Raw genomic sequence first — 7432 nt, 5'->3', positions numbered from 1 at the left:
AGGCCCGCGCCATGGGGCGGATGCTGGCCGCGCGCGGTGTCGGCGCGGGCAGCCACCGGCTCCTCTCCTCGCCGCAGGGCCGCGCGCGTGAAACGGCGCGGCTGGCCTTCGGCACAGAGCCCGGGATCGAGCCTCGGCTGCGCGAGATCGCGATGGGCGATTGGTCCGGTCTCGACCGCGCCGAGATCGACGCGCGCTGGCCCGGCCCGCCGGACGAGCATTTCGTCGATTTCTACGCCCGCGCCCCGAATGGAGAGGGCTTCAAGGCGCTCTGGGCGCGCTGCGCGGCGCTTCTGGCCGAACTCGATGGCCCGGCCATCCTTGTCACCCATGGCATGACCTCGCGCGTGCTGCGCACCATCGCCACGGGCGGGGCAATGTCCGACCTCGCGAAACTGCCCGGCGGGCAGGGGGTGGTGTTCCGGCTTTGCGCCGGGCGGCACGAGGCGCTGAGCGCGCCGCTTGCGCAAGAGGAAAGGGGCGGCTAAACGGAGCGTCGCGGGTGGTTAGCTCAGTTGGTAGAGCGCTTCGTTTACACCGAAGATGTCGGGGGTTCGAGCCCCTCACCACCCACCATCACTTCTCGTGAAACATCCACGTTCTCCTGCCGTATGGTCGGGCCCCCGGTCTCCTGGATCGGGCCGGGACGGTTCCGGGTGCGGGCGGTTTCATGCCCGGGCGGGAGCGTTCATATCCCGTCCGGGCGGGGCTGCCCCCGGGTCATCCCGACAATCTCGCTTGGGGGGCATTTTTGCGCCGATCGGCGCTTGACGCCCCCCGCCGCACTGCCTAGAACCCGCCTCACGTTCGGTGCTACCGGACGACGAGATGCGCGGTTGTAGCTCAGTTGGTTAGAGTACCGGCCTGTCACGCCGGGGGTCGCGGGTTCGAGCCCCGTCAACCGCGCCNNACGAGATGCGCGGTTGTAGCTCAGTTGGTTAGAGTACCGGCCTGTCACGCCGGGGGTCGCGGGTTCGAGCCCCGTCAACCGCGCCATTCTCGTCTGTTCCGGATCGTCGACCGTGCGCGGTTGTAGCTCAGTTGGTTAGAGTACCGGCCTGTCACGCCGGGGGTCGCGGGTTCGAGCCCCGTCAACCGCGCCACCAACGCCATCACGGCCCCGTCGCTCAGCCGAGCGCGGGGCCGTTTGCGTCTCGGGTGGCTCTGCAAGGATCGCGCCGCGCGCTTTGCGGACCCGTCGGAATATGCGTATTTGAAGAAAGATGAACGAGGGCCACGCGCTCTGTTCCACCGCCCGCCTCTTGGCGGGCGGGGCGGCCATGGCGACCGCCCCCCGGTTCATTTTCCCATAAATACGCAATCGACCGGCCGACCCTCCCGCGTGCCGGCCAGAGCCTTTTGTGCTCAGCCCGTCTCGGCCAGCGCCGCCAGCACCCGCGCCCAGCTGCGGATGCCCTTGTGAAAGCTGCGCAGGTCGTATTTCTCGTTCGGGCTGTGGATCAGGTCGTCGTTGTTGGCAAAGCCCAGCAGCATCGAATCCGTGCCCAGCTCGGTCTTGAAATACCCCGCGATCGGAATCGATCCGCCCGCGCCGACGAAGGCCGCGGGCTTGGGCCACTCAGGGCCGAGCGCCCGGCGCGCCGTTTCGAAGGCCGGGGCGTCGGTCGACATGACGCTGGCGGGGGCCGCGCCGTGGCCGTGGAATTCGACCGTGCAGTCGGGCGGCAGCATGGATTGCACATGGGCGCGGAACGCTTCGCGGATCTGCGCGGGGTCCTGTCGGCCCACGAGGCGGAAGCTGATCTTGGCGCTGGCCTGGCTCGGCAGCACCGTCTTGAAGCCCGCGCCCGCATAGCCGCCCGCGATGCCGTTGACCTCGCAGGTGGGGCGCGCCCAGATCATTTCGAGCGCGGTGCGATCGGCCTCGCCCGCCGGGTGGCTCAGCCCGACGCCGCCGAGAAAGTCGTCCTCGTCGAATCCCAGCCCCTCCCACTGCGCGCGCAGCTCCGGCGTGATCTCGGGCACGCCGTCGTAAAAGCCGGGCAGGGTGACGCGGCCATGATCGTCGTGCAGCGCCGCGATGATCCGGGCCAGCACCTTGATCGGGTTGACCGCAGGGCCGCCGTAGGCGCCCGAATGCAGGTCGCGGTCGGGGCCGGTGATGACGATCTCCTCGCCCACGAGACCGCGCAGCATGGTGGTGATCGCCGGCGTGTCGCGGTCGAACAGCCCGGTGTCGCAGATCAGCGCGAGATCGGCGCGCAGCTCCTCGGCGTGGTCGCGCAGGAACGGCACCAAAGAGGGCGAGCCGCTCTCCTCCTCGCCCTCGAAGAGGATCGAGACGCGCGCGGGCAGGGCGCCATGCACCGTCACCCAGGCGCGGCAGGCCTCGACGAAGGTCATCAGCTGCCCCTTGTCGTCCGAGGCGCCGCGCCCGCGGATCACCTTGCCCTCGGGCGTGTCCTCGACCGAGGGCTCGAAGGGCGGCGTCTTCCACAGCTCGAGCGGATCGGCGGGCTGCACGTCGTAATGGCCGTAGAACAGCAGCCGCGGGCCGGTGTCGCCCATGCGGCCGGTGACCATCGGCTGGCCCGGCGTGTCGCGCAGCCGCGCATCGGCAAAGCCGATGGATCGCAGATCCTCGGCCAGCCATTCGGCGGCGGCGCGGCAGTCGGCGCGATGCGCCGGATCGGTCGAGATCGAGGGGATGCGCAACAGCCGCAGAAGCCGCTCGGTGGCGGCTTCGAGATCGGCGTCGATGCGGTCCAGAACGGGGTCGAGTCTCATCACGGCTCCTGCTATGCTTGATCCCGAGCGTGACCGGCCCCGGCGCTGCTGTCCAGTGGCCCCGCCGCCTTGCGCCTGGCGCATGGCCAATCTGTGGCCGCGTGGCAAATTGTAGCGTGTTGTCCGGGCGGCAGAGCCTCTATATGGAGGCAGACGGCAATTGCCGGGGCGGCATGCCCCGCCAGACGAAAAAGGGGAAGCATGCCCGTGGATTACCAAGCAGGTCTCGACGCCGCCATCGGCCGCCTCCACAGCGAGGGGCGCTACCGCACCTTCATCGACATCTCCCGGCACAAGGGGCAGTTCCCGCATGCCACCTGGCACAAGCCCGATGGCACCGAGGCGCCCGTGACCGTCTGGTGCGGCAACGACTATCTCGGCATGGGCCAGCACCCGGCCGTGCTCGGCGCGATGCACGAGGCGCTCGACGCGGTGGGCGCGGGCTCGGGCGGCACGCGCAACATCTCTGGCACCACGGTCTATCACAAGCGGCTCGAGACCGAGCTTGCCGATCTGCATGGCAAGGAGGCGGCGCTGCTGTTCACCTCCGCCTACATCGCCAATGACGCGACGCTGTCGACGCTGCCGAAGCTGTTTCCCGGCCTCATCATCTATTCCGACGCGCTCAACCATGCCTCGATGATCGAGGGCGTGCGCCGCAACGGCGGGGCCAAGCGGATCTTCCGGCACAACGACGTGGCGCATCTGCGCGAGTTGCTCGAGGCCGATGATGCGGACGCGCCCAAGCTCATCGCCTTCGAGAGCGTCTATTCGATGGATGGCGATTTCGGCCCGATCGCCGAGATCTGCGATCTCGCCGAGGAGTTCGGCGCGCTGACCTATATCGACGAGGTGCATGCGGTCGGCATGTACGGGCCCCGCGGCGGCGGCGTGACCGAGCGCGACGGGCTGGCGCATCGGATCGACATCATCAACGGCACGCTGGGCAAAGCCTACGGCGTCATGGGCGGCTATATCGCGGCCTCGGCCAGGATGTGCGACGCGGTGCGCTCCTATGCGCCGGGCTTCATCTTCACCACCTCGCTGCCGCCGACCATCGCGGCGGGGGCGGCGGCGAGCGTCGCGCATCTCAAGGCCGACAGCGTGCTGCGCGAGCGGCACCAAACCCAGGCCAGGATCCTCAAGACGCGGCTGCGCGGGCTGGGCCTGCCGCTGATCGACCACGGCAGCCACATCGTGCCGCTGATCGTCGGCGATCCGGTCCACACCAAGCTGCTGTCGGATATGCTGCTGGCCGATCACGGCATCTACGTCCAGCCGATCAACTTCCCGACCGTGCCGCGCGGCACGGAGCGGCTGCGATTCACCCCATCTCCCGTGCACGGTCCGCGCGAGATGGATGCATTGGTGCAGGCGCTCGATGCGCTTTGGTCGCATTGTGCGCTGAATCGCGCCGAACTTGCCGGGTGACCACATCTTCCCGTGCGGGGGAAATGCTCCCGTGCTAGGATGAACCTCAGGACATTTCGGGAGTTGTACAAAAGACAGCCCCGGAAGGTCACCGGGGGCGGGCAGAGACGGGAACACTCGATATGATCGGGCGGAGCTTCAGGCGCGCGGGCGCCGCACAGGAGGTCGAGGCCAAAGGCTTCGACGCTTTCGAGCTTCGGCTTGGCGACCTCATGCGCGGTGAGCGCGCCACGCTTGGCAAGAGCCTGCTCGACGTGCAGCGCGAGCTCAAGATCAAGGCGGCCTACATCGCCGCGATCGAGAATTCCGATCCCACCGCCTTCGACACGCCGGGCTTCATCGCGGGCTATGTGCGCTCCTATGCGCGCTATCTTGGCATGGATCCCAACACCGCCTACGAGACCTTCTGCCGCGAATCGGGCTTCACCACCGCGCATGGCATGTCGGCGGCGGCCTCGACCGTGCGCGCGCAAAAGGCGGTGCAGAGCACGAGCCTTGGCAAGGACATCTTCTCGGAATCCGCCACCCCCTTCCTGCCGCCCGCCGAGCGCATCCTCGCGGGTTTCGAGCCGCGCGCGCTGGGCTCGGTCGCAGTGCTGCTCATGGTGATGGGCGGGCTCGGCTATGGCGGCTGGTCGATCCTGCAGGAGGTGCAGAAGGTGCGCCTCGCTCCGGTGGAGCAGACGCCGATGATCCTGTCGCAGGTCGATCCTCTGGCGGGAGGCGCGGGCACGCAGGATGCGGCGCTGGCCGATCCCGTGACGCTTGCCGCCGCGGCGCCGGACGCGCTCGACAGGCTCTACCGCCCGCAGGCGCTCGATGTGCCGGTGATGACCCCGCGCGACGGCCCGATCGCGGCGCTGGTCACCATGCCGCGCCGTCCCGGCCAGGATGCGCAGGTCGTTCTCGCCGAGCAGGGGGCGCAGCCCGCTTCGCAGGCGCCCTCGCGCTCCGTCAGCCCGATGCTCGCCGCGCTCGATGCCGCCGAAGAGCCCGAGGTCGACCTGCCGGACGTCGACCTGCCCGACATCGAGATGGCCCTCGTCGAGGCCGGGGTCGAGGCGCCGAGCGTGCAGGTGACCGAAGGCCCGGCGCCGACCATCAACATGGTGGCGGTGCGGCCCGCCTGGGTGCGCGTCACCTCGGCCGATGGCACCACGCTGTTCGAAGGCATCATGAACGGCGGCGACGCTTGGGAGGTGCCCGCGCTCGAAACGCCGCCGACCCTGCGCGTCGGAGAATCCGGCGCCCTCTACTTCGCCGTGGCGGGTGAGCATTACGGCCCTGTCGGCGATGCCGGCACCGTGACGTCGAACCTGGCCTTGTCGGTGGACAATCTGACCACCAACTATCAGGTTGCCGACCTGCAAAGCGACTCCGACCTGGCCGAACTGGTCCGGGTGGCGGAGGTCGTCCCGACAGAATGATGCCGCGCCGGTCCTGACCCCGCGGCCCGATCCGCGAGAGGTTTCCCATGTCCCTGAATGCCGTCCGCCCCTGGCGCGAGATCCAGCGCCGCAAGTCGCGCCGGATCATGGTCGGCTCTGTCCCCGTGGGCGGCGATGCGCCGATCTCGGTGCAGACCATGACCAACACCGACACCACCGACGTGCGCGCCACGCTGGATCAGGTGATCCGCGCCGCCGATGCGGGCGCCGACATCGTGCGCGTCTCCGCGCCTGACGAGGACAGCACCCGCGCCCTGCGCGAGATCTGCGCCGAAAGCCCGGTGCCGATCGTCGCGGACATCCATTTCCACTACAAGCGCGCCATCGAGGCCGCCGACGCGGGCGCGGCCTGCCTGCGGATCAACCCCGGCAACATCGGCGACGCCAAGCGCGTGGCCGAGGTGGTACGCGCGGCCAAGGACCACGGCTGCTCGATCCGGATCGGCGTCAACGCGGGCTCGCTCGAGCGGCATCTTCTGGAGAAATACGCCGAGCCGTGCCCCGACGCGATGGTCGAAAGCGGGCTCGATCACATCAAGCTCCTGCAGGATCACGACTTTCACGAGTTCAAGATCTCGGTGAAGGCCTCGGACGTTTTCCTCGCCGCCGCCGCCTACCAGCAGCTCGCCGAGGCGACCGACGCGCCCATTCACCTCGGCATTACCGAGGCGGGCGGGCTGATGTCGGGCACGATCAAATCGGCGATCGGCATGGGCAACCTGCTTTGGTCGGGCATCGGCGACACGATCCGCGTTTCCCTCTCGGCCGATCCGGTCGAGGAGGTGAAGGTCGGCTTCGAGATCCTCAAATCGCTCGGCCTGCGCCACCGCGGCGTCAACATCATCTCCTGCCCCTCCTGCGCGCGGCAGGGCTTCGACGTGATCAAGACGGTCGAGGCGCTGGAGCAGCGGCTCGAACATGTGAAGACGCCGATGTCGTTGTCGATCATCGGCTGCGTGGTCAATGGCCCCGGTGAGGCGCTGATGACCGACGTCGGCTTCACCGGCGGCGGCGCGGGCAACGGCATGGTCTATCTTGCCGGCAAGCAGAGCCACCGCATGTCGAACGACCAGATGATCGACCACATCGTCGAGCAGGTCGAGCAGAAGGCCGCCGAGATCGAGGCGCGCGACAAGGCCGCCGCCGAGGCCGCCGAGTGAGCTGATCCGTCGCCTCGGCGGAAGCCGGTCGGTTTCCGCCGAGGCGTCGGCTATTTCTTGCCTGATCTCAAAGGCTTGGCAAAGGACGGCGTGAACCCGGACGGCCCCCTTGTCGTTTCTTGTCCAGACGCGTCGCCGAGGCGGCGCACCCTTGGAAAAGAGTACGACAGATGACCAGGCAATCGCTTCTGATGACGACTGCCGCCGCCCTCGTGGCCGCGATGCCGGCCTTTGCGCAGACCGCGACCACAAAGACGACGGCCGAGACCACCGCCAATGCCGAGACCGCGATGGCCGGCGCCATGGCAACCGCCGCGACCGAGTTGAACCTGCGAGCGGGGCCCGGCCCCGAGATGGAGATCATCGACGTGATCCCCGCCGATGGCGAGGTGACGGTCGAGGGCTGCCTCGAAGAAGCCAATTGGTGCCGCGTGACGCTCGACGGCACGACCGGCTGGGCTTACGGCGACTATCTCACGGTGGAGATGGCCGAAGCCGAAGAGCCGGTGGTGGTGATCGACAACCGCGCCGAGCTCGAGATCGAGACCGTCACCTATGACAATTCGGCCAATAACGCCGCCGCCACCGCCGCGGGCGCGGGTGCCGCCGCTGCGGGTGCCGCCGCCCTTGCCGCCGGGCCGGTCG

General features: G+C 68.6%; 6 protein-coding genes and 4 tRNA genes. 9 read left to right on the top strand and 1 reads right to left on the bottom strand.

The window, feature by feature from the left end:
* The 5 genes from NHG85_RS06840 to NHG85_RS06820 all read left to right on the top strand — a co-directional run.
* Positions 1-488: histidine phosphatase family protein (locus tag NHG85_RS06840; RefSeq protein WP_253331010.1), on the top strand; the 488-nt coding region annotated here is incomplete at its 5' end.
* Positions 489-500: 12 nt separating this feature from the next.
* A tRNA-Val gene (locus NHG85_RS06835) sits at positions 501-576 on the top strand.
* 256 nt (positions 577-832) lie between these two features.
* Positions 833-906: transfer RNA gene (locus tag NHG85_RS06830), tRNA-Asp, on the top strand.
* A gap of 13 nt (positions 907-919) precedes the next feature.
* A tRNA-Asp gene (locus NHG85_RS06825) sits at positions 920-996 on the top strand.
* A 30-nt stretch (positions 997-1026) separates the two neighbouring features.
* Positions 1027-1103: transfer RNA gene (locus NHG85_RS06820), tRNA-Asp, on the top strand.
* A 262-nt stretch (positions 1104-1365) separates the two neighbouring features.
* Here the strand turns inward: NHG85_RS06820 and NHG85_RS06815 are convergent.
* Positions 1366-2748 carry a M20/M25/M40 family metallo-hydrolase gene (locus NHG85_RS06815; protein WP_253331008.1) on the bottom strand — a complete coding sequence of 461 codons (1383 nt, stop codon included), beginning with the start codon at positions 2746-2748 and terminating at the stop codon, positions 1366-1368.
* A gap of 207 nt (positions 2749-2955) precedes the next feature.
* Between NHG85_RS06815 and hemA the strand changes: the two genes are divergently transcribed.
* From hemA to NHG85_RS06795, 4 genes are all read left to right on the top strand, one after another.
* Positions 2956-4179, top strand: coding sequence for a 5-aminolevulinate synthase (gene hemA, locus NHG85_RS06810; protein ID WP_370362987.1), 1224 nt, complete (start codon positions 2956-2958; stop codon positions 4177-4179).
* 122 nt (positions 4180-4301) lie between these two features.
* Positions 4302-5606 (top strand): helix-turn-helix domain-containing protein, encoded by a 1305-nt coding sequence (locus NHG85_RS06805; protein ID WP_253331004.1) that lies wholly within the window; start codon positions 4302-4304, stop codon positions 5604-5606.
* Between the two features lie 47 nt (positions 5607-5653).
* Entirely contained in the window at positions 5654-6787 is a 1134-nt protein-coding gene (ispG, locus tag NHG85_RS06800; RefSeq protein WP_253331002.1) for a flavodoxin-dependent (E)-4-hydroxy-3-methylbut-2-enyl-diphosphate synthase, read from the top strand.
* 170 nt (positions 6788-6957) lie between these two features.
* The coding region (locus NHG85_RS06795; protein ID WP_253331000.1) for an SH3 domain-containing protein at positions 6958-7432 on the top strand (475 nt) is incomplete at its 3' end.

Source organism: Limimaricola litoreus, from assembly GCF_024159025.1.
Classification (GTDB): Bacteria; Pseudomonadota; Alphaproteobacteria; order Rhodobacterales; family Rhodobacteraceae; genus Limimaricola; species Limimaricola litoreus.
This window is presented reverse-complemented; position numbering and strand designations above follow the sequence as displayed.

Excerpts from the sequence above, each read along its gene's own strand:
- ispG (WP_253331002.1), top strand. The coding sequence starts at position 5,654 with ATGTCCCTGAATGCCGTCCGCCCCTGGCGCGAGATCCAGCGCCGCAAG.
- NHG85_RS06805 (WP_253331004.1), top strand. The coding sequence starts at position 4,302 with ATGATCGGGCGGAGCTTCAGGCGCGCGGGCGCCGCACAGGAGGTCGAG.
- NHG85_RS06815 (WP_253331008.1), bottom strand. The coding sequence starts at position 2,748 with ATGAGACTCGACCCCGTTCTGGACCGCATCGACGCCGATCTCGAAGCC.